Origin of the sequence: Acutalibacter sp. 1XD8-33 (assembly GCF_003612555.1) — a bacterium.
In the GTDB taxonomy this organism is placed as follows: domain Bacteria; phylum Bacillota; class Clostridia; order Oscillospirales; family Acutalibacteraceae; genus Acutalibacter.
In genome coordinates this window covers 84,411-104,051 of the sequence record NZ_RAZF01000011.1, presented here as the reverse complement: position 1 = coordinate 104,051, position 19,641 = coordinate 84,411, and the positions used below count along the sequence as shown (strand labels likewise).

Sequence of the window (19,641 nt, the reverse complement as noted above, 5' to 3'; positions counted from 1 at the left end):
AATTCCTCCTTCTTTTTGTGTCCCAACTTGGGACAGATTCTTTTACGGATAAAGCCAGAAATGTGTCCCAAGCTGGGACACATTTCCAAACTCTATACCATGTTTTCGTGGAGATTTTTAGGAAATTTGCATTTTGATTCCAGGCGCGGCACAATTATATTGTAAGAAATAAACAAAAATCTTGAAAGGAGCACTGCCATGAAAAAGCGTTTTTCCTTTGTACTCGCCCTGGTTCTTCTTATCGCCTCCCTTTAGACGCCCCCTGCCCAGGCAAAGAGCATTTCTGATTTTACGGACGTAAAGCCCGGCGCATGGTACTTCGGTGCCGTGCAGTATGCCGTATCAAACGAACTGTTCTGCGGCACGTCGGCCACCACGTTTAGCCCCAACACACCCATGACGAGGGGAATGTTCATTACGGTTTTGGGCCGCCTGCATGGGGTGGGGACAAATTACGGACGGTTCGATTATGACAACTTCAACGACGTTTACCAGGGAGATTATTTCTATCCCTATGCGGTGTGGGCCAGGGATAACGGTATCGCAACCGGCAGCTTCTTCTATCCCGATATCCCCATCTTACGGGAAGATATGGCGGATTTTTTCTACCGCTATTTCCAGAAATTCGGCTATCCTCTGGTAGAACGACAGTCGGACTACCTCACCTTTACAGACTGTGACAGGGTTTCTCCCGGCGCGAAAATGGGTATGCAATGGGCTGTCCGCTATGGTATCTTGAATGGCACCGGGCAGAAAAGGCTGGAGCTCCAGGGCCAAGCCACCCGGGCACAGGTAGCACAGATCTTCCTCAATTTCAGTAAGCTAAAGAGTTATGCGGCCTCTGCTCCTGCGCCATCGCCCACTCCAGTACCCTCGATTCCTCCCTGGCATAATTACCACCCGGTCTATGAGGTTCCGACCGGCAGGTCAGGTGTGGATTCTAACGGCGGCTATTTCGATTATGATTTGGCAAACGAAGTCACTCGGCAAATCAACGAGCTTCGGAAAAAGAGCGGACTAAATGAGCTGCAATTTCACCCCCTTGTAAGAGATTGGGCGGACGTCCGTGCCAAAGAAAGCGAAGTCCGTTTTGAGCATATCCGGCCCGATGGCAGCGTTTGCCTGACAGTAGGCGAAGGCTTGAACGTGGAGAATGTCTATAAGAGCATTGGATATCCTGCCTATTACCGCAATAATACGGAGAAGATGGCAGAAAGGGTCGTGGACTCCTGGTACAACTCCATCGGCCACCGCCGGAATATGCTGCATAACGAAATGGATGTGGCGGCAGTATCATGTTACATTGTGGGGAATAACGTGTATGCCGCCCATTTGTTCAGTAAACACCCCCTTTACTTCTTTGATTATGACGTGTACAACACTTACGGCTGGCCCCGGTCGTAATTGAGAAAGCCCCTTTGGGGGCTTTCTTTTTTTACCATTCATCGTCCAGCAGCTTGATCCAGGTTTCCCTGCCCTTGCTGTCCTTGGTGTATTCATGGCTGTTGCTGACCTCGGCCACCAGCGGGGCAAAGGAACCTACGTCCGTAAAGGTGCGCCCTATCAGGCCGCTGCGGTCGGGGTTGGTGTCACGCTCGGTGAAGGCACAGAAATCACTGGCTATCTTGATACGGCTCACATGGGCTTTCGGGTCTGCGATATAAGCGGTAAAATCCCTCTTGAACGCTTCTCCCAGTATACGGTACGCCTGCTCCTGTGTGGCAGGGCCGCTCCCCACGGATTCGGAAGGATATTCCATCGGGGACACCATTCCTAAAGACATCAGGAAACGGGCCTCCACGGTTTTGACAGCATCGGGCACAGTTTTTGTCCCCGCCCCCAAAGACTTGCGGTAACCGTCCGTCATGATGCGGTACGCGAGCTGGCATATCTGCCGGAGGGTAATGGGGTCGTCAGGCCCCCATTTGTGGGTGGGGTTCCCATCGCTGTCACCATAGCCAACGAACATGGCATAGTGGATATCCGTAAAGGGAATCGTCACATCATCCATGATGGATACCTCCGGGGCGGTGACATTCACATCCCTGTGGCTGGTGCTCTTAATGGCGGCATGGTTGGTAAAGCTCTTGCTGGACGCGTCCGTCTTGAACTCCACGCTGAACACGGCCTCTACAGACTGCCCAGGCTGAATATCACCCAGGTCTATCACAAGGTCGCGTCCGTCAAAATCCCACACGGCCTTGGACGCTTTCACGCCGTCGATGGTGATGGAGTCGTTGAGCAGGGTCATAAGGGAGTTGTCCAGAGTATCGACGGCCTGGACGCCGCTCCACACCTTGTCACTGGTATTGTTTGCGGTGATGGTGTAAGTAATGGTTTCATGGGGCTGCACGATGGTCTTGTCCACGGTTTTGGTGCCGCTGGGCTGCTGGGCAGGCTTGTCCGTCTGGCCGGGAGTGGGGGTAGGCTCTGGCGTAGGTTTGGGAACCGTCACCCCAAGGTCAGTGCCGGTTATATCGCCGTTGTCACCCTTGCCGGTTGCCGTGTTGGTGATGGTCGTCCCCGCCGCGCTGTCCAGGACACGCACGTCAAATTCAATAATGGCCTCCTGGTTGGGTTTCAAATCCCCGGCGGGAACCTCAATGGCACGGCCCGAAATACCATAGGAGACCGTCTTGCCGTCCACCCGCACAGAACCGGACACAAATTCCAGGCCAGCAGGTATCACGTCAGAAACCGTGACATTTTTCCAGTCGGCGGTAGCGGTGGCGCCGTTTTTCACCTTGATAGTATAGGTGAAAATATCGCCGGGTTTTACTTCGGTTTTGCTTGCAGTTTTAGTCAAAGAGGGTTCAGTCTTGCCGCCGTCGATGTCCACGCCAGTATCGGGGAGCTGAATATCCTCCCGGTCAGGGCTTTTCACGATGGCGGTGTTGGTGATATATAGCCCCTGGGCCCCCTCGTCCACGGTAACACGGAACGAGAAAGTCTTGGTCTGCCCCGGCTCTACACTGTCGGCAATCAGCTTGAGTGTGCGGCTGCTGGCGTTATAGGAAAAATCATTGGTAGACCTGCCGTTTACCTCCACGCTCCCGGAAACAAAAGTAAGGTGCTCGGGAATAACGTCAATGACTTCCACGTTCTTCCAAGGCCCGGAGGCGGTGGAGGCGTTGCGGACGGCAATCGAATAGGTAAGGGTATCGCCCACTTTGGCCTTGGACTTGTCCACGGTCTTAGCACTGACGCTGCCCTCGGCCTTGCCGTCTGTCACGGCCACATCGCTGGGCATGGTGAGGGTAACGGGCCCACCGTTCTTTGCGGTGATAACGGCTGTGTTCCCGAACTTTTTCCCATAGGCGTTTGAGTTGACCGCCGCAAAGGCGACGGTTTTCGTCTGGCCCGGAGCGATATCCCCCAGCTCCACCTGGAGCTGCCGGGCCGTACCGTCAAAAAAATGACGGGCGAGAAGGCCGTCCACCTGGACGGTGCTGGGGTTCAGGGTCAGATACTCAGACAGGGTATCGGTTACAATTACATCTTTCAGATTGGACATAACCTTGTCAGAGTTATGGGCGGTAATAGTGTAGGTCAGGATATCACCAACTTTAGCGGTGGTCTGGCTGACGGTCTTTGTACCGCTCAACTCGCCTTTGCCCAGGCCGATCTCTACGCCGGTACCGCTAGCGGTACGCTTGCCGTTATCCCCCTGGGCAGTGGCAACATTGCAGATGATGTCCTCCACAGCACGCTCCAAAACCTTCACCTGGAACGTCACCCGGACGCTCTCGTTGGGCTTGAGATCGCCAAGCTGCACTTCCAGCACCTGCCCGGCGAGGGTGTACTTTGTGGTGGTATCGTCAACGGCGACCGTTCCGCCCACCAGCTCCACGCCAACCGGGAGCACATCGGAAAGTACCACATTTTTCCAGTCAGCGGTGGCCTTGGCTCCGTTCTTGACCTCCACGGTGTAGGTGAAAGTGTCGCCGGGCTTGGCCTTTTTCACGCTGGCGGTTTTCGTCATAATGGGCTCGGTCTGGCCCCCGCTGATCTCCACGCCGGTATCAGGCAGCTGCATATCCTCCTGGTCGGGGCTAGTGACTTTGGCGGTGTTCACAATGTACTGGCCTTGGGCCCCGTCCTCCACGGTGACGCGGAACGTATAGGTCAGGGTCTTTCCAACTTCAATTTTGTCGGCAATCAGGGTCAAGGTGCGGGTATCTGCATTGTAGGAATAGTCGTTGCTGGAACGCCCATCTGCCTCCACACTGCCGGGGACAAAGGCAAGGTGTTCGGGAATAGAGTCCGTTACTTTGACATTTTTCCAATCGGCGGTAGCGGTTCTGGCGTTGCGCAGGGCGATGGAATAAGTAAGCGTATCACCAACATTAGCCTTGGACTTGCTGACGGTCTTGGCCCCGGAACTGCCCTCGGGCACGCCTGCCGCCACGGTCACGCCGGTATCAGCGGCGGGAATTTCCTCGGAATTGTCCGCGTCCAAAACGGCGGTATTGCTGAACTTTTTGCCGTAGGCGGCATTGTTTACGAGAGCGGAGAAAGTCAATGTCTTGCTCTGGCTGGGGGCGATATCCCCCAATTCGGCGGAAAGCTGGCGGGTCTTGCTGTTGAAGGTGGTGCGTACCGGGCTGCCGTCCACGGCCACGCTGCCCTGGTTGAAGGTGATATACTTGGGGAGCGTGTCGGTCATGATAACATTCCGCAGGGGGACGGTGGCGGTGTCGGCATTGCTGGCGGTAATGGTGTAAGTCAGGGTATCGCCAACTTTCGCCTTGTTTTTGTCCACAGACTTCACAGCGGACATTTTTGCGGTGCCGTCCTCAACGGTCACGCCCTCGTCAGAGGGTACAACCGGGTCACTGTTCTCTGCATCAAGTACGGCGGTATTCTGGAAACTCTGATTATAAGCCGTACTGTTGACTGTCACCTGGAAAGTGACTGTTTTTTCAGTGTCCGGCTCAACGTCCCCTAACTCAACGGTCAACACGCCATTGTCAAAGCTATAGTGCCCGCTGGCCCCGTCCACCATGACGCTGCCCTGCACAAAGTCCACGAAAGCGGGGAGGGTGTCTGTCAGGGTAGTATCTTCCAGCGGAGCGGTGGCATCCTCCGCGTTCTTGGCGGTGACGGTATAGGTCAGGGTATCGCCTACCTTGGCCTGTGCCTTATCCACAGACTTTTCAGCGGTAAGCCCGGGCTTGCCGTCCTCAATCTTGGTGCTGGTGTCCGTGACAGGGACATCCTCGCTGTTATCAGCGCTCAGGATAGCGGTATTGGAAAGGGTCTCGCCGTAAGCGGTATCTTTGACGATAGCGGCAAAGCTGAGTTTCCTACTCTCGCCAGGGGCAATGTCCCCGACATTCACGGACAGCAGGCCGGTTTTCACATCGAAGTTGTACTTAGTATTTTCACCGTCCACCAGCACGCTGCCATAAACAAACCCTAAATGCTGGGAAAGGGTATCGCTCACGACGGCATTTCTCAAAGTGCCGGTAGCGCTCTTATCATTGCCGATGGTAACGGTGTAATGGAGCGTATCGCCAACTTTCGCCTCACGCTTGTCCACTTCCTTGGAGCCGGTCATAACAGCCTGCCCCTGGCGGTAGACATAAGTGATCTCCGTGGTGTAACCCAGGTAATGGCGGTTCTTGAAGTCCCTGGGAGCGCGGGCGGCCTGCCCTTTGGTGGTGATGGGCTCTGCAATTTCGTTGCCCTCGCCGTCCACGAAACGCTCTGTAACTGTATTGAGATTTTCCTCATTGTAATTCAGCTTGTGCCAATCAGCGGCGTTGTGCTTGACGGTAGCCTCGATGAGCTCGCCATAGGCCCAGTAGCTTTCCGAAAGGTCGGTGTAGGGGTTCTGCACCCCAAGTGCCCGGAGCTCTGCCGCCGTGATGTTCCTGTTGCGCAGGCGGTTTATCAGGGTGACAGTCTCGGCCCGGCTTATCTCACTTTCAGGCCGGAAACTGCCGTCCGGGTAGCCCACGATCCAGCCGGCTTCAGCGGCAGAGTTGATATCGTCATGGGCCCAATAGGAGCGGCTCACGTCGCTGAAAGGAGCGTTTTCCGCCGGGGGCAACTCGGCAAAAGCCGATGCCATTGCCGCGAACTCCGCCCGGGTGATGGGCTCATGGGGCCGGAACTTCCCGTCCTTGCACCCGCTGAGGATATCCGCGCTGTAGCAGGTGGAAAGCTCGTCATAATACCACACGTCTTTGGACACATCGGAAAATGTCTTTTCCGTCATGTGCTGCTTGGGGGCGGGGTACGCGCCGTTGTACAGACGGTAGAAGATGGCGGCCGCCTCAGAGCGCGTAAGGCTGCGGTCGCCCCGGACGGTCTTGTCGGGGTAGCCCACGATGTAAGTGATCTCCTCCTGGGAGTAGATGTGGTCAGTTGTTTGGGAGAAGCTGTCGAACTCGTACCCCTCGATGGCGGGCGCGTCCTTTACCCAGCTTGATTTGCTGGTGGCGGGCGGGGCCAACTCACGGCTGGTGCTCTCGTCGATATAACGCTCGGTCAGGGTGCCGGGATTGCCGGGGGTCAAGTCCTCTGCGGCAAAAGCCGGGGTGGTCATTGTCCCCATGACGGTCAGCAGGGACAGGAGCAGGGCTATAAATTTACTGGTGATTTTCTTCAAATAGAAGCCTCCTTTTATTTTTTGTTTAATGGGTTTGGGGTATAATGCCAGCACAGGGGGAGCGCGGGGTTGAAGGGAGAAACGCTTATTCATCATTCTGCTGCCCCTGTCCTTTCACGGTCAAGATTCCCTCCAGGGTGGTGGCGGCAATATGCAGGCGTTGGGCTACGGCGATATCGTTCTTTACCGTTTCGTCCACCTGGTTCCCGCACAACACCAGTAACCGGGAGCGGCGCAGGTACTCGCGGGCCATGTCCAGGCCGTCCTTATGCTCCTGGGGGATGGATTCATGGAGGAACGTGGGCAGGAACAGGTTGGGGCAGATGGGGGAATAGCCTGCCTCGTACACCTGCCTGCAATATTGGGTGGCACGTTCCTGGTCGGCGGCGCGGTTGCCGCTCCAGGCGGCGGTGATGTAGGCAATAGGGCGTTTTGCGGTCATATAGATCATCGTTTCTCCCGGTTCCGGGTAAAAAAATAACGGCGTAAAGCCGTGTGTGAAATGCGTCCCAACTTGGGACAGATTGTTTTCTGGTTTTTGTGTCCCAACTTGGGACGCATTAAGCAGAGCCGTACAAGTCATGCTGAACCTCGGCCTGATAAAACTGCCCGATGGTGGCGGGCGCGTTGTAAAGGCTCGTCAGAAGATAGGCCCGGATATTGCGGACTTTGGTGGTATTCCGGTGCAGGCAGTCAAAAACGTACCGGATATGTGTTTCATCCAGCTTGCAGAAACGGGCCTGGACAACGCTCAGAGGAAAATCCTCCTTGCCAATGCGGACAGTGGGCTGGGTGGAAGTCAGGATATCGGTGATTAGGTCAGTGACGCCCTCCACGTCCTCTTTGCCGTATTCCTCCACAAGCTGGCTGTAACTGATATTTTCCATCACCTCCTCCCGGCAAGCCTGCCAATCCATCTTTTCAATCTCAGGACGGATAGATGGATCGGTATAGCTCCTCTCAGTCTGATTCTTGTAAGTATAATTACACTCCGATTTTCCGAAGTCTGCACTTCGGTTTTCCCGAAGTCTTGACTTCTGATTTTCCGAACTCTTGACTTCGGTTTTTCCGAAGTCTGGATTTCGGGGCGGGGGAGAGGGCTGATTTTCAACCTGTGGTTCTATCTCTCTGGTGGTGAAACGCTTGACATAAATTCTGGCTGGCTTGCCCTGGCCCTGCTTGACCCTCTGTATCAGGCCAATGCCCTTGCCGCTGTCCAGTTCTGCCAGCAGCTTGACTGCCTTATCGTTGCCACAATTAAGGGCTTCCTTTATCTCGTCCAGCGGGTAGTAGATGAACACCCGGTTTTCATCGTCATATAGTTAACGCAGGGTAAAAGAATTTATAATTCTTTTACCCTGGCGGTATTACCGCTGTTTGAAATCACGATTTTCGGATTTCAAGCACGTTTACTATTCAGCCGTTCCGGGCAGACAGCCCCATGCGGTCGAGCATAAGGCCATAGAGCAGCTTGGTGTCGGTGGAAACGTGCTTGAACTCCAGGCCAACGATTAGCTGCCGGGGGATGCGGTAGAAACTGAATTGTTCTGATTCGCCACCATAGAAATAATCAAAGCCAGGGCCTTTCATGGGGAAAACTCCTTTCTATGTTTGATGGTATCTAAAAATGGGCATGAAAAAAGGGGCGTTCAAAAAGTCTGAACGCCCCTTGGGGAAGTGTGCTTTCGTGGCCGGGATATGCCAGTCTACGAAACACACACACGAAAAAAGGCTCGTTCCTTTTGAAACAAGCCTTTTCCCTTGTGTACAAAAGTAGAGAGGGACAAAATCCCTCTCTACTTTCTGGTGGAGATAAGCGGGATCGAACCGCTGACCTCTTGAATGCCATTCAAGCGCTCTCCCAGCTGAGCTATACCCCCAAGATCTACGACACTTCCTTAGCGCTTGATTATAATACCACATCTTTTTGAATTTTGCAAGCCTTTTTCCAAATTTTTTTCTTTTTTTTCAGCCGCCAGGGTCTTATTCAAATCGTCACCCTCTTATCATTCTATTTGTTGACAATCTCCCCCGTTCATGATAGGATATGATTCGAAAAGGGAATCATACCCGCCAGAACATTCGAAGGAGGAGTCTATATGGACGTAGCGGACCAAGTACTGCAATTCCTGCGGGACAACAAAAACTGCGTTTCTGGAGAAGAAATAGCCGGGCAGTTGGGGATCAGCCGGAACTCCGTCTGGAAGGCTGTCAACAAACTTCGCCAGGAAGAATACGGCATTGAGGCCACCACCAATCGCGGCTACCGTTTGGTATCCGAAAGCAATGTGCTAAGCCCTGAAAATATCCGCCGGTATCTGGACAAAAGTCTTTCCTATGTGGCGGTAAACGTGCGGGAGGAAGTCACCTCCACCAACACGGTGCTGAAGCAGTTGGCCGAACAGGGCGGCCGGGAAGGCATGGTGGTCATCGCCCAGCGGCAGAGCCAGGGCAAGGGCCGGCTGGGCCGTTCCTTCTACTCCCCTAGGCAGTCCGGGCTCTATATGAGCGTTCTGCTGCGCCCGGAATTCCCCCCGGAGGACTCTCTCGCCATTACCACGGCGGCGGCGGCGGCGGTGGCAGCGGCGGTCGACCAGGTCACCGGGCAGAAATCCCAGATCAAATGGGTAAACGACGTATACCTGGCGGGCAGGAAAATCTGCGGTATCCTGACAGAGGCCTCCCTGGACTTTGAGAACGGCAGGCTGGATTATGCTGTGCTGGGCATTGGCATCAACATCCAGGAGCCCGCCGGCGGCTTCCCCTCTGAAATCTGCCAGGTGGCCGGAGCGCTTTTTTCCAGCGCCCCTCCTCCTGGCGCGCGGGTGCAGTTGGCCGCCGAAGTCTTGAACCGGTTTTTTCGCTATTACCACGCCCTGCCGGAGCGGACCTATATGGAGGAATACCGTGCCCGTTCCCTGCTTACCGGGCGGGAAATCACATTCCAGCAGGGCAAGCGGACCTGGAGCGGCGTGGTGCTGGGAATCGACAGCGAGGCCCGCTTGATCGTGCGGCTGCCCGACGGCCAAAAGCAAGCCTTTTCCACGGGCGAAGTCTCAATTGTCAAGGAGCCCCTGTTAAGCCAGCTTCAAAGCCAATCGTCTGATTCAAATTAAATTCCCTTTCGAACAGGCCAACCACAACAAAATCTTTATTATTAGAAGGACATGACTATGATACTGGAATTGAAAAACACGGTGCAAAAGACGGTAATGACCGGGGTGATGGCGGCTGTACTGGCCGTTCTCTCCCAAATCTCCATCCCCCTGCCCAGCGGTGTGCCCATTACGCTGCAAACTTTCGCGGTGGCCCTGGGCGGGTATCTGTTGGGTCCGGCTTTCGGCTCTGCGGCAGTGGGCGTTTATCTGATTCTGGGCGCGATAGGTCTGCCCGTGTTTGCCGGGTTCTCCGGCGGGCTTGGCAGCTTTGTGGGAATCACCGGCGGATTCCTCTGGAGCTTTCTTCCCATGGCCCTTTTGTGCGGCTTGGGAGCCCGGTCCGGAAAGAAAGCGGTGAGCCTGGCCCTGGGCCTTGCCGGGCTGGCCATCTGCCATTTGGCCGGCTGCTTCCAGTTTTCCGGGGTGGCGAACGCGCCCTTTTCCGCGGCGTTCTTCGCGGCCTCGTTCCCCTTCCTGGTCAAAGACGTGATTTCCGTGGCGCTGGCCTATCTGGCCTCAGCGGCGGTTGCGGCCGCTCTCAAAAAATCCTGGACAGGAGGCACCGTATGAAGCCATTGCGGGGGCACCATATGTTTTGCATGGCCCTGTTCTCCGGCCATGGCTATGACGAGGCCTTCACCCAGAACATGTCCGCCCTGATCGAGGAGGGCAGGCTGGGCGGGCGTTTCCGGCTGGTTCAGGGGCATGACGCCGTGTGCGGGGCCTGCCCCAACCGCCAGGGGGACGGGGGCTGCGTCCTGGGCACGGAGGACGTCGCCCGGCGTGACCGGGAGGCCCTGGATGCTCTGGGTTTCCAGCCAGGAAGGGAGCTCGGCTGGGACGAAATCGCGGGCGCGCTGAACGCCATTGGCCCGGAGGAATTCCAGCGGGTTTGCGGCGGCTGCCGCTGGGCCAGAGAGGGCCTCTGTTCCTATGCGCTCTTGCGGGAAAAGACCCGGCATAGTTAAGTGTACTTTTTGAGAGTATATTTTGGCCTTTGGCAGCTTAGGGGCGTTGGGTCTCGCCTGCCGGCTCGGTCGGCGACGGGAAATCGCCACTGGCGATTGTCGCCCCCTGAGAACCCCACCACTTTTGAAAAAGTGGACAAAACTTTTATCCTGGACAGCTTTGACCGGTCCAGCTGGTCTTAAGCTGGCTGGCTCCGGGCCCAAGCCCCTTTTTCTCTTGCAAAAAGGGGCCTCTTGCCGGGCTTCGCCCGTCAATTCACCACCAAAAATGCGCTTCTCAGGTGTTAAGACCTTGGAGGCGTCGCCTCCAAACCTCCACCGCCTTTAAAAAGGTGGACGAAATTTTTACCCTGGACGGCTTTGACCGGTCCAGCTGGTCTTAAGCTGGTCAGGGGTCTGGGGGTGAAACCCCCAGCTGCCAGAGGCCAAACTATACTCTATAAAAGTATAGTTAACATAGAAAAAGCCCCCGGAATCCCGGAGGCTTTTTCCTGCCGTTTTTTCTATTCGAACACCACCAGGGCGTCCCCGCAGAACGCGATCCCCTGGCGGTTTCCCAGCCGGATTTTCTCCCGTCTGCCCAGAGGATACCGCCCCGGCTTTTCCCGAAGGTCCTCCTGGCAGTGGACATCCAGAGGGCACTGGAGCACGCCCAGGTTTTCCGGCAGAGAGGCGGAGAAGATCATGCTGCCCGCGCTCACTCCCAGCACTGCCCCGCCCTCTGAGAGAAACGCCAGAAGCTGCTCCCGGAAGCCCCCCTGGTTGATCCGTTTCAGCAGATATTCCGTGTTGCCGCCGCACAGGTACACCACGTCCCAGCAGCTGGCAAGGGCTCCCTCTATGGGCTCGTGCAGGTCATAAACCTGGATGTTCTCCCGGCGGATCCCGCATTTCAGCAGGTCGTGGAGGCATTTGGGCAGCACCTCCACGGCGTCCGGGTCAATGGCGGCGGTGGGGATGAACATGGCTCGGATTTCCGCCGGATCCTTGGGAAGCATTTCCAGAAACCGGGCCTCAATGGCCTCGGTTTCCAGGCCGCAGGATGTCAAAAGCAGGTTCATGGGGGCCTCCTAGAATTCCGCCACGCCGGTGGTCCGGGGGAAGGGCAGCACGTCCCGGATATTCTGGATGCCCGTCAGGTACATTACCAGCCGCTCAAAGCCGATGCCGAATCCCGAATGGGTGCACCCGCCGAAGCGCCGCAGGTCCAGATACCACCAGTAGTCCTCCTCGTTCAGGCCCAGCTCCCGAATGCGGGAGAGTAGCACGTCCAGGCGCTCCTCCCTCTGGCTGGCCCCCACCAGCTCTCCGATGCCAGGCACCAGCAGATCCGTGGCGGCCACGGTCTTGCCGTCGTCGTTCAGGCGCATGTAAAAGGCCTTGATCTCCTTGGGGTAGTCCGTGACGAACACCGGCCTGCCAAAGTGCTTCTCCGGCAGGAACTTCTCGTGCTCGGTTTGCAGGTCCGCCCCCCAGCTCACCTTGTATTCAAACTGGTCGTTGTGCTCCTCCAGAATCTTCACCGCATCGGTGTAGCTCACCCGCACAAAATCCGAAGAGACTACGTGCTCCAGGCGCTCCAGGAGGCCCTTGTCCACAAACTGGTTGCAGAAGGCCAGATCCTGGGGGCAGGTCTCCAGCACGTAGCGGATCACGGATTTCACCGCCGCCTCGATGATGTCCATGTCGTCGTGGAGGTCCGCGAAGGCGATCTCCGGCTCGATCATCCAGAATTCCGCCGCGTGGCGCTGGGTATAGGACCGCTCCGCCCGGAAGGTGGGCCCGAAGGTGTACACCCGGCCAAAGGCCAGGGCCATACACTCCGCCTCCAGCTGGCCGGACACGGTGAGGGAGGTGGGCTTCTGGAAGAAGTCCTCCTTATAGTCAATGGCGCCCTCTTCCGTTCTGGGCAGGCTGTCCAGATTGAGGGTGGTCACCTGGAACATCTCCCCCGCGCCCTCGCAGTCGCTGCCGGTGATAATGGGCGTGTGGGCATAGACGAAGCCGTTCTCTTGGAAGAATTTGTGCACCCCGAAAGCCGCCGCCGAACGCACCCGGAAGGCCGCGCTGAACAGGTTGGTCCGGGGGCGCAGGTGGGCGATGGTGCGCAGGTACTCCACGGTGTGGCGCTTTTTCTGCAGGGGGTACTCCGGGGCTGAGGGGCCCTCCACCTGGATGTTCGCGGCATGGATCTCAAAGGGCTGCTTGGCCTCCGGCGTGGCGACGAGCTCCCCGGTGACGATGAGGGCCGCGCCCACGTTCTGGGCGGCGATCTCCTTGAAGTTATTGATTTTCCCCTCCTCAAAGACCACCTGGACCCCCTTGAAGGAGGTGCCGTCGTTCAGGTCAATGAACCCCAGGGTTTTGGAATCCCGAATGGAGCGGGCCCAGCCGCAGACGGTGACGGTCTGCCCGGCATAGGCGGGAAGGTCTTTATAAAATGACGCGATGTCGTGACGTCTCATAAGAATTCTCTCCTTAAATAGTTCTGGCGCAGAGCGCCGTAAAAGTTTTTTGATGTAATATGGGGCCTCCGGCGGCAAGGTCGTGGGACTCTGCTAAGGCACACCCTGCAAGGGGCCTGTCTCACCTGCCGGTTCGGTCGGGTCAGAACAATCGCCACTGGCGATTTTCCCCGCCCCTTGACCGCGCAAAGTGTTCCGTGGGCGCACATGGCTAACCAGGGTAAAATGTTTCGTAGACTTCGTTTCACGAAGTCTCACCTTTCTCAAAGGTTGCGGGAGACAGGGGGCGGAGCCCCCAGCCGCCGGAGGCCAAACCGTCACCCCCCCAAATATGCACTACTCCAGCACGATCCGCCAGTCGTTCTCCGGGTCCTCCCGGCAGTAGCAGAGCTCGCTGAGCTCCTCCTCAAAAAAGACCCGAAAGGTCTCCTCCATGCCGCTGGAGAGATTCATACCGGGCAGGCCATCGCGGTCTGCCCAGAAAACCTCCCCTTCCTCCGAGGACCGAAGCTCCCCGGAGAATTCATCACATTTATATAGAAAGACGATGTAGCGGGACCCGTCGTCCTCTATCCAGTTTTTCACGCCGCACAGGCGGGGGTGGCGCAGGCGCAGGCCGGTCTCCTCAAAAACCTCCCGCACCACGGACTGGGTGACGCTCTCCCCGGGCTCCACATGCCCACCGGGAAAGGTGATCCCCGACCAGCCGTGCTCCGGGCTGCGGCGCTGCACCAGCACCTGGTCCCCCCGGCAAACCATGCACATATTGGTAAGCTCCGCCTGAATTTTCCTGCCCATCTCCATCCCCCTCCGCGAAAAATGAAAAGAAGCGCCGGAAAAGCTCCGACGCTCTCTTTGGTGGCGGAGAGGATGCGACTCGAACGCACAATGCCTTGCGGCACACCACATTTCCAATGTGGCTCCTTACCAATTAGAATACCTCTCCGTGTCCCGGCTCAATTATTATAGCGGATTCGGGGGAAAAAATCAAGGGTTTTTAAAAAATTTTATTTGCCGCAAAAGCCAGAGATTTTTTCGGGCAAAACTCCAAAAAAGGGTTTGAATATTCCGGAAAGATTTGGTATAATCAGAGGAGTGAAGCCGTGGGGCACACGGCGCACGTTTTATTCTGGTATGGGGGCGTGGGTGCGCGCGTAGGCTGGTTGTGGAGCACCACACACAGCGGGTGTTTGGGCCGGGAAGCTGTGCATAGAGCTGGCTTTCTCCGCATCCACCCCGCTCGCATTTTGCGGCAAGCCGCAAAATGGCCAGGGGGAAACAGGCAAAGCCTGTTTCCCCGGCGGTTCGTCCTCCGGACGAACCCGAGCGGGGCACACCGCACCTAGCGAGTGCGAGGTGCAAGCTGGGCTTCGCCGTGTGTCACGAGTTTTGCCTCGCAAAACTCGGATAGTTAACCGAGCACAGCGAGCGTTAACCTATTATTCACCACTTCAAAAATGCGCTTCACAGGTGTTTAAGGGCAAGACCTTGGAGGCGCTGCGTCTCATCTGCCGACTCGGTCGGCGACAGGAAATCGCCACTGGCGATTGTCGCCCTCCAAACCTCCGCAACCTTTGAGAAAGGTAAGACTTCGTAGAACGAAGTCTACGAAACTTTTACGGTTGTTAGGTTAGCTCGTCAAAACATCAAAACCTTTACGATGAACGTAGTGAGGAAGCAGGGAAAAAGTTTGTAGGGTGTGGGACAACGTCCCACGACCTTAAGAAAAGGAGGGATAGCCTTGAACAAGAAAGGCGCCGCCGGTGCCGCGGCGGTCATTGAAATCGGCACCAACAACGTAAAGATGCGGGTTTCCCAGCTGGTGAAGGGCAAGCCCCGCACCCTGGACTATTTGGAATACCCCATCGCCCTGGACCACGATGTGTTCGAAACCGGGTCCATCAGTTTTGAGAGCCTGCGGGGGCTTTCCGACGCGCTCCGGAAGTTTTCCGAAGCCCTTCTTTCCTATAATATAGAAAAGCCCCGGGTGGTTTCCGGCTCCGCCCTCTTGGAGGCCCGCAACCAGGCCCTGGTCATCGACCAGCTCAAGGTGCGCAACGGCATGGACGTGACCGTGCTGGACACCAGCCAGGAAAAGGCCTATATCTTTTCCGAGGTGGGGCAGCGCCTTCAGGGAGAAAACGCACTGGGTCCCGGCAACACCCTGATGGCCCACATCGGCTCGGGCAGCATCGGCCTCGGGGTGCATAACGGAAAGGAGATTCTCTATTTCCAGAGCGTCCCCATGGGCGCCTTGAAGCTCAACGACGTGTTGGGCGGCCTACGCCGTCGGGCGGACGGGTTCCACTATATCCTGGAGGAATACATGGACACCGTGCTGAACCGGATGCACCTCTCGGGGCTTCAGATCCAGCACCTGGCGCTTACCGGCTCCCAGATCAGGCTGATTGCCAAGCTCTGCGGCTGCAAGCCCGGTGAATCCCTCCACCGCATCGACGCCCAGGCTTTGGAGGCGCTATACGACTCTGTCCGGGGCCTCACCTCTGAGAGCATCGCCCTGCGCTACGGCATCCCCGAGGGGCGGGCCTCCCTCTTGTACACGGCCCTGTTCATCTACCGGGGCATGATGCGCTTCTGCCCGGAGGCCAAGGAGATTCTCTCCCCGGCCGTGGACCTTACCGAGGCGGTCATGCGCCAGACCCTCACCCCCAAGGCGGACGGGGAATGGGCCGCCTATCTGCGCCGCAACGCCCTGGCCTGCGCCAGCACCACGGCCTCTGCCTTCCACTGCGACCTACTCCACAGCCGTCGGGTGGGGGACTACGCCTGCCGCCTTTTCGACAAGCTGAAAAAAATCCACGGGCTGGACCCCTCCAAGCGGCTGATCCTGGAGCTGGCGGCGGTTCTCCACAGCTGCGGCGGCTATGTGAGCCTGCGCCAGCACAACCACTGCACCTTTGACTTGATCCGGGGCATGGACCTGTTCGGCCTCTCCTCCCGGGAGGTGCTTCAGGTGGCCCTGGTAGCCGGAAGCATCAGCTCCGCCGAGGCCTCCGGGCTCTCCTCTCTGCCTGGGCCGGACCGCATGGCGGTTTCCAAGCTCTCCGCCATTTTCCGGCTGGCAAACGCTCTGGACAAGTCCCACCGGGGAAAGCTGCGGAATTTGAAGGTGAGCCTGGACGAGGACCGGGTGCTCATCCGGGCGGAATCCGCTGTGAACACCCTCTTGGAGCAGTGGGATTTCGAGGAGTCCGCCGGGGTATTCCAGGAGGTGTTCGGGCTGTCCCCGGAGCTCTCCATCAAGTTTGACATGATTTGATGAGTACGGGGAGTTTTTGAAGTCATACGGTGTGGCCTTCGTCGGCACAGAGACGCCGACTACGGCAAGGTCGTGGGACGCTGCTAAGGCACACCCTGCAAGGGGCCTGTCTCGCCTGCCGGCTCGGTCGGGTCAGAACAATCGCCACTGGCGATTTTCCCCGCCCCTTGACCGCGTAACGCAATACAGTTGGCTTTATCGCAATCAGCTAACCAGGATAAAAGTTTCGTCCACCTTTTCAAAGGTGGTGGGGGTGGAGGGGGCAAAGCCCCCCTTGCCGGAATGCGCGTCGCTGTGCGCATGGAGGCCCCATAATACTCAAAAAACGAGAGGTGTGTGCTGTGGCTGAAAAGAAAATGCCCTACTATAACCGAGAGCTGAGCTGGATGGACTTTAACGCCCGAGTGCTGGAGGAGGCCACCAAAAAGGAGAACCCGCTGATGGAGCGCCTGCGCTTTCTGGCCATCACCGGCTCTAACCTGGACGAGTTCTTCATGGTGCGCGTGGCCGGCGTCAAGGCCCAGGTGAATTCCGGCTATAAGCCCAAAGAGTCTCTGGATCTCTCCCCCGAGGACCTGCTCAAGGAGCTGGAGGAAAAGACCCACCACTTTATGGAGCGGCAGTATTCCTGCCTGCACCGGTCCATTCTCCCCGCTTTAGAGCGGGAGGGCATCCGCTTTCTGGCCTTTGGGGACATGGACGCCGCCCAGAAGGACTACGCCGACCGCTATTTCCACCATGTGCTGTTCCCGGTGCTCACCCCCTTGGCCGTAGACGGCAGCCGCCCCTTCCCCTTGCTTGCCAACAAGACTCTGAACCTGGCCGTACGCCTGGAGAGCAAGGAGGGCAAGGAAAAGGAGAAGAACTTCGCCGTGGTCCAGGTTCCCTCCATCCTCCCCCGGTTTCTGGAGCTGCCCTGCGAAGAGGGCCGGGCCTTCACCCTGCTGGAGGAGGTCATCGCCGCCCACCTGCCGGAGCTCTTCGAGCTTCACGCCATCAAGGCCTCCTGCCCCTTCCGGGTTACCCGGGACTCGGACCTGGAGATCGACGAAGAGGCCGAGGACTTTATGAGCGAGGTGAAGAAGTCCATCAAGCGCCGGAAGCGGGGCCGCCCCGTGCGCCTGGAGCTGCTGCAAAAATGCGACAAGGACCTGCGGGGCTTCCTCATCGACCAGCTGAAGATCAAGAAAAACGAGATCTACCAGCTCCCCGGCCCCCTGGACCTGACCTTCTTCTCCAAGTTCGCGGGCGTCAAGGGCTGCGAGGGCATGTGCTTTAAACCCATTGTCCCGGTGGCCCCTGCGGATTTCTGGGGCTATGACGACATCTTCTCCGCCATCCGGGACAAGGACCGGATGGTCCACCATCCCTACGAGAGCTTCGACTGCGTGGTGAAGTTCATCGAGCAGGCCGCCGAGGACCAGGACGTGCTGGCCATCAAGCAGACCCTCTACCGGGTCAGCGGCAATTCCCCCATCATCGCCGCCTTGATCCGCGCCGCGGAGAACGGCAAGCAGGTCACGGTGCTGGTGGAGCTGAAGGCCCGCTTCGACGAGGAGAACAACATCAACTGGGCCCAGAAGCTGGAAAAGGCCGGGTGCCATGTGATCTACGGCCTCCACGGCCTCAAGACCCACTGCAAGATCGCCCTGGTTGTCCGCCGGGAGGAGGACGGCATCCGCCGCTACCTGCACCTGGGCACGGGCAACTACAACGACTCCACCGCCAAAATCTACACGGACGTGGGCCTTTTCACCTGCAACAGCCAGTACGGCGCAGACGCCTCTTCCCTCTTTAACGTGATCACCGGTTATTCCCGGCCCCCGGAGTATAAGCATTTCGCGGTGGCCCCCCACGGCCTGCGGAGCTTCTTCGCCCGGCGCATCCGAATCGAGACGGAGAACGCCCGGGCGGGCCTGCCCTGCGGCATCACCGCCAAGGTGAACTCCCTGGTGGACCCGGAGATCATCGGCCTGCTCTATGAGGCCAGTGAGGCCGGGGTGCCGGTGCGGCTGGTGGTGCGGGGCATCTGCTGCCTGATTCCGGGGCTCCCGGAGGTCAGCGAGAACATCCAGGTGGTCAGCATTGTGGGCCAGCTTCTGGAGCACAGCCGGGTGTTCCGCTTCGAGAACGCCGGGGACCCCAAGATCTACATGGGCTCCGCCGACTGGATGCCCCGAAACCTGGACCGGCGCATCGAGCTGGTGTTCCCCATTGAGGACGAGGATCTGAAAGCCCGGGCCTTCGGCATTCTGGACACCCTGCTCAGCGACAACACCAACGCCCGGGTCATGCAGCCGGACACCAGCTACCAGCATGTCAGCCGCCGGGGGAAGGCCGCCTTCAGCAGCCAGCAGGAGTTCTACAAGCAGGCCCAGGCCCGGCTCAAATCCCTGCAAAAGGTGGAAAACGACAGCCCGCTGATCCCCATCCACTCGGCGGAGGAGGCCCAATGAAACTTGTTCTATTGTTTGGAAACGCAGCCGTGGGAAAGATGACGGTGGGCCAGGAGCTGATGAAGCGCACGGGCCTGCGGCTCTTCCACAACCACATGACCATCGAGCCCATCCTGGAGATCTTCGGGGATTTCAACAGCGCCGCCATCCAGCGCTGCCGGGAGGTGATCTTTGGGGAGTTCGCCAAGACGGACCAGTACGGCATGATCTTCACCTATATGTGGGCCTTCGACCAGCAATCGGACTGGGACTATGTGGAGCGCATCAAGGGGATTTTCGCGCCCTACGGCACGGAGTTCTACTATGTGGAGCTGGTGGCCCCCCAGGAGGTGCGGCTACGGCGGAACCAGAGCGAAAACCGTCTGCAAAGCAAGGCCTCCAAGCGGGACCTGGAGGCCTCCAACCGGCGGCTTCTCGCGGACGACGCCAAATACCGGCTGGAGAGCCTGCCGGGGGAGATCTCCTTCCCGAACTACATGCGGATCGACAACTCGGGGCTTTCGCCGCAGGACGCGGCCAGGATGATCCAGGAGGGGTTTGGGCTGTAGTCGCGGTGCGTGTTGCACCCAGCTTTGCAGAGTTTTCCGCAGGAAAACGGAAAGATAAACCGAGCCGCGCGAGTGTTTATCTTTTTGACACTACGGCGAAACCCGGCTTTATCCTTTCGCCATTCTTCGCGCCGTGTACCCCGCTCGGGT

At 57.8% G+C, this 19,641-nt stretch carries 14 protein-coding genes, 2 tRNA genes and 1 pseudogene; 8 read left to right on the top strand and 9 right to left on the bottom strand.

What is annotated here, in order from left to right; translation table 11 throughout:
* Nucleotides 1-279 precede the first annotated feature (279 nt).
* Together D7X94_RS19855 and D7X94_RS09650 are read left to right on the top strand one after the other, a co-directional pair.
* Nucleotides 280-396, top strand: a pseudogene (locus D7X94_RS19855) (S-layer homology domain-containing protein); the annotation flags it as partial.
* Between the two features lie 12 nt (nucleotides 397-408).
* Entirely contained in the window at nucleotides 409-1,404 is a 996-nt protein-coding gene (locus tag D7X94_RS09650) for a CAP domain-containing protein (RefSeq protein ID WP_243111246.1), read from the top strand.
* A 31-nt stretch (nucleotides 1,405-1,435) separates the two neighbouring features.
* Here D7X94_RS09650 and D7X94_RS09645 read toward each other — a convergent pair whose 3' ends face one another.
* The 5 genes from D7X94_RS09645 to D7X94_RS09625 all read right to left on the bottom strand — a co-directional run bounded on the left by D7X94_RS09645 (nucleotide 1,436) and on the right by D7X94_RS09625 (nucleotide 8,496).
* Complete coding sequence (locus D7X94_RS09645; RefSeq protein WP_158590978.1) at nucleotides 1,436-6,616, bottom strand: isopeptide-forming domain-containing fimbrial protein; 5,181 nt, start codon at nucleotides 6,614-6,616, stop codon at nucleotides 1,436-1,438.
* Between the two features lie 85 nt (nucleotides 6,617-6,701).
* Nucleotides 6,702-7,067 (bottom strand): DUF7768 domain-containing protein, encoded by a 366-nt coding sequence (locus D7X94_RS09640; protein ID WP_243111245.1) that lies wholly within the window; start codon nucleotides 7,065-7,067, stop codon nucleotides 6,702-6,704.
* 109 nt (nucleotides 7,068-7,176) lie between these two features.
* Nucleotides 7,177-7,917: a DUF6017 domain-containing protein gene (locus D7X94_RS09635; protein ID WP_120427507.1), complete on the bottom strand. Its 741-nt coding sequence runs from the start codon at nucleotides 7,915-7,917 to the stop codon at nucleotides 7,177-7,179.
* Between the two features lie 115 nt (nucleotides 7,918-8,032).
* Entirely contained in the window at nucleotides 8,033-8,206 is a 174-nt protein-coding gene (locus D7X94_RS09630; RefSeq protein WP_120427506.1) for a replication initiator protein A, read from the bottom strand.
* Between the two features lie 214 nt (nucleotides 8,207-8,420).
* A tRNA-Ala gene (locus D7X94_RS09625) sits at nucleotides 8,421-8,496 on the bottom strand.
* A gap of 219 nt (nucleotides 8,497-8,715) precedes the next feature.
* Here D7X94_RS09625 and D7X94_RS09620 point away from each other — a divergent pair.
* Genes D7X94_RS09620 through D7X94_RS09610 form a run of 3 tightly spaced genes read left to right on the top strand, consistent with a single transcriptional unit; the run spans nucleotide 8,716 to nucleotide 10,742 of the window.
* Nucleotides 8,716-9,732 (top strand): biotin--[acetyl-CoA-carboxylase] ligase, encoded by a 1,017-nt coding sequence (locus D7X94_RS09620; RefSeq protein WP_120427505.1) that lies wholly within the window; start codon nucleotides 8,716-8,718, stop codon nucleotides 9,730-9,732.
* 57 nt (nucleotides 9,733-9,789) lie between these two features.
* A complete protein-coding gene (locus D7X94_RS09615; RefSeq protein WP_120427504.1) occupies nucleotides 9,790-10,344 on the top strand; it encodes a biotin transporter BioY in 555 nt (184 codons plus the stop codon).
* Nucleotides 10,341-10,742, top strand: coding sequence for a DUF1284 domain-containing protein (locus D7X94_RS09610; RefSeq protein WP_120427503.1), 402 nt, complete (start codon nucleotides 10,341-10,343; stop codon nucleotides 10,740-10,742). The genes D7X94_RS09615 and D7X94_RS09610 overlap by 4 nt, the downstream gene beginning before the upstream one ends.
* Before the next feature lie 503 nt (nucleotides 10,743-11,245).
* Here the strand turns inward: D7X94_RS09610 and D7X94_RS09605 are convergent.
* The 4 genes from D7X94_RS09605 to D7X94_RS09590 all read right to left on the bottom strand — a co-directional run bounded on the left by D7X94_RS09605 (nucleotide 11,246) and on the right by D7X94_RS09590 (nucleotide 14,153).
* Nucleotides 11,246-11,803 (bottom strand): Type 1 glutamine amidotransferase-like domain-containing protein, encoded by a 558-nt coding sequence (locus tag D7X94_RS09605; protein ID WP_120427502.1) that lies wholly within the window; start codon nucleotides 11,801-11,803, stop codon nucleotides 11,246-11,248.
* A 9-nt stretch (nucleotides 11,804-11,812) separates the two neighbouring features.
* On the bottom strand, nucleotides 11,813-13,207 hold the full coding sequence (gene asnS, locus D7X94_RS09600) for an asparagine--tRNA ligase (RefSeq protein ID WP_120427501.1): 1,395 nt from the start codon (nucleotides 13,205-13,207) through the stop codon (nucleotides 11,813-11,815).
* Between the two features lie 336 nt (nucleotides 13,208-13,543).
* On the bottom strand, nucleotides 13,544-14,005 hold the full coding sequence (locus D7X94_RS09595) for an 8-oxo-dGTP diphosphatase (protein WP_120427500.1): 462 nt from the start codon (nucleotides 14,003-14,005) through the stop codon (nucleotides 13,544-13,546).
* A 61-nt stretch (nucleotides 14,006-14,066) separates the two neighbouring features.
* Nucleotides 14,067-14,153, bottom strand: a tRNA-Ser gene (locus D7X94_RS09590).
* Between the two features lie 795 nt (nucleotides 14,154-14,948).
* Between D7X94_RS09590 and D7X94_RS09585 the strand changes: the two genes are divergently transcribed.
* The 3 genes from D7X94_RS09585 (at nucleotide 14,949) to D7X94_RS09575 (ending at nucleotide 19,491) form a co-directional block, all read left to right on the top strand.
* Nucleotides 14,949-16,487: a Ppx/GppA phosphatase family protein gene (locus D7X94_RS09585; RefSeq protein WP_120427499.1), complete on the top strand. Its 1,539-nt coding sequence runs from the start codon at nucleotides 14,949-14,951 to the stop codon at nucleotides 16,485-16,487.
* 341 nt (nucleotides 16,488-16,828) lie between these two features.
* Nucleotides 16,829-18,943, top strand: coding sequence for an RNA degradosome polyphosphate kinase (locus D7X94_RS09580; RefSeq protein ID WP_279221771.1), 2,115 nt, complete (start codon nucleotides 16,829-16,831; stop codon nucleotides 18,941-18,943).
* Complete coding sequence (locus D7X94_RS09575; RefSeq protein ID WP_120427498.1) at nucleotides 18,940-19,491, top strand: AAA family ATPase; 552 nt, start codon at nucleotides 18,940-18,942, stop codon at nucleotides 19,489-19,491. Before D7X94_RS09580 ends, D7X94_RS09575 begins: the two co-directional genes overlap by 4 nt.
* Nucleotides 19,492-19,641 lie beyond the last annotated feature (150 nt).

Coding starts and splice junctions, on each gene's coding strand:
- D7X94_RS09650 (WP_243111246.1), top strand. CDS start 409: ATGTTCATTACGGTTTTGGGCCGCCTGCATGGGGTGGGGACAAATTAC.
- D7X94_RS09610 (WP_120427503.1), top strand. CDS start 10,341: ATGAAGCCATTGCGGGGGCACCATATGTTTTGCATGGCCCTGTTCTCC.
- D7X94_RS09595 (WP_120427500.1), bottom strand. CDS start 14,005: ATGGGCAGGAAAATTCAGGCGGAGCTTACCAATATGTGCATGGTTTGC.
- D7X94_RS09640 (WP_243111245.1), bottom strand. CDS start 7,067: ATGATCTATATGACCGCAAAACGCCCTATTGCCTACATCACCGCCGCC.
- D7X94_RS09575 (WP_120427498.1), top strand. CDS start 18,940: ATGAAACTTGTTCTATTGTTTGGAAACGCAGCCGTGGGAAAGATGACG.
- D7X94_RS09630 (WP_120427506.1), bottom strand. CDS start 8,206: ATGAAAGGCCCTGGCTTTGATTATTTCTATGGTGGCGAATCAGAACAA.
- D7X94_RS09605 (WP_120427502.1), bottom strand. CDS start 11,803: ATGAACCTGCTTTTGACATCCTGCGGCCTGGAAACCGAGGCCATTGAG.
- D7X94_RS09615 (WP_120427504.1), top strand. CDS start 9,790: ATGATACTGGAATTGAAAAACACGGTGCAAAAGACGGTAATGACCGGG.
- D7X94_RS09620 (WP_120427505.1), top strand. CDS start 8,716: ATGGACGTAGCGGACCAAGTACTGCAATTCCTGCGGGACAACAAAAAC.
- asnS (WP_120427501.1), bottom strand. CDS start 13,207: ATGAGACGTCACGACATCGCGTCATTTTATAAAGACCTTCCCGCCTAT.